At 67.1% G+C, this 1,094-nt stretch carries 2 protein-coding genes; both read left to right on the forward strand.

Going from position 1 to position 1,094, the window contains the following annotated elements:
* On the forward strand, nt 1-783 hold a 783-nt coding region (locus tag ACFV9G_RS30005), incomplete at its 5' end, for a GntR family transcriptional regulator (RefSeq protein WP_378733154.1).
* Between the two features lie 140 nt (nt 784-923).
* On the forward strand, nt 924-1,094 hold a 171-nt coding region (locus ACFV9G_RS30010), incomplete at its 3' end, for a helix-turn-helix domain-containing protein (RefSeq protein WP_378733156.1).

Consider the following 1,094-nt stretch of genomic DNA (forward strand, 5'->3'; position numbering starts at 1 on the left):
CTGCGCACACAGATCCAGCGGGGCGAGCTGCAGCCAGGAGACCGGTTGCCAGGCATCGAGACGCTGGCCGAGCGCTACTCGGTGAACCGTCAGACTGCGCGCCAGGCGTTGAACCAGCTCAAGGCTGAGGGCCTAGCCGAGTCTCCGGGCGGCCGTGCCGGAACGATCGTGCGCCAGCGTCCAACGACGCGGCTCGTGCGGTCCCGCAACATCGAGCGTGACCACCTGGGCTACTACTCCGGACCAACCGTCCAACACTGGCGCACCATTCAGGGCCTCGGTCTCGCCATCGACACCCGCCCCGTACCGGCGGATGTCGCGGAACTGCTGGGCATCACTCCCGGGACTCTGGTCCTACTCCGCGAGCGCGCCAACGGCGATCCGGAGCAGCCGCAGTACCGCCAGCTCGCCGCATCCTGGTTCCACCCCGACATCGTCGAGGACGTGCCGGTCCTCGCCGGCGGCACCGGCCTCGGCGGCTCGTATGACCGCATTGAGGAGTGGGCCCAGCAACCACTGCAGTGGGAAGAGGAGGTCACCGCGGCTACACCGAACCCGGCTGAGGCTGAGACGTTGCTCCTGCCTCCTGGCGTGCCAATGCTGCGAATCCTGCGGGTTGCCTCTCTCGGACGCGGTAGTAAGGCCCGCGTGGTGGAGGTGCAGGACATCCGAATGTCCGGCGAGCTGTTCAGCGTCAGGTATCCGCTACAACGTCGCGGCGCGGCTCGATGGCCTGTGCAGCCCTCAACCGGCGACTACTACTCGGCAGGATCTCAGCCCTAAATCCCCGCCCCGGAGAATCGAACACTCATCCGATACGTTCCGGTATAGGCCCCTCGTGAGGCACTCTGCCCACGCAGTGCCCCACAGTCGCCGGTGTCACTAGCGTCCGAACCCCCGTTGTACCGACAGGAGATCACCCCATGGCCGGTGAAGAGGTATGGCTCACAGTGCCCGAGATCGCGCGTCGCTTCCGCATCTCGACTCGGACCGCGTACCGCTGGGCAAACAGCGGCCGCGGGCTGCGGGTCCTTCGAACGGGCCCGACGGGCCGGGGAATCCGCGTCCACCGTGGAGACCTCGAACGTATGGAG

The sequence above is a fragment of the Nocardioides sp. NPDC059952 genome (genome assembly GCF_042730435.1).
Taxonomy (GTDB): Bacteria; Actinomycetota; Actinomycetes; order Propionibacteriales; family Nocardioidaceae; genus Nocardioides.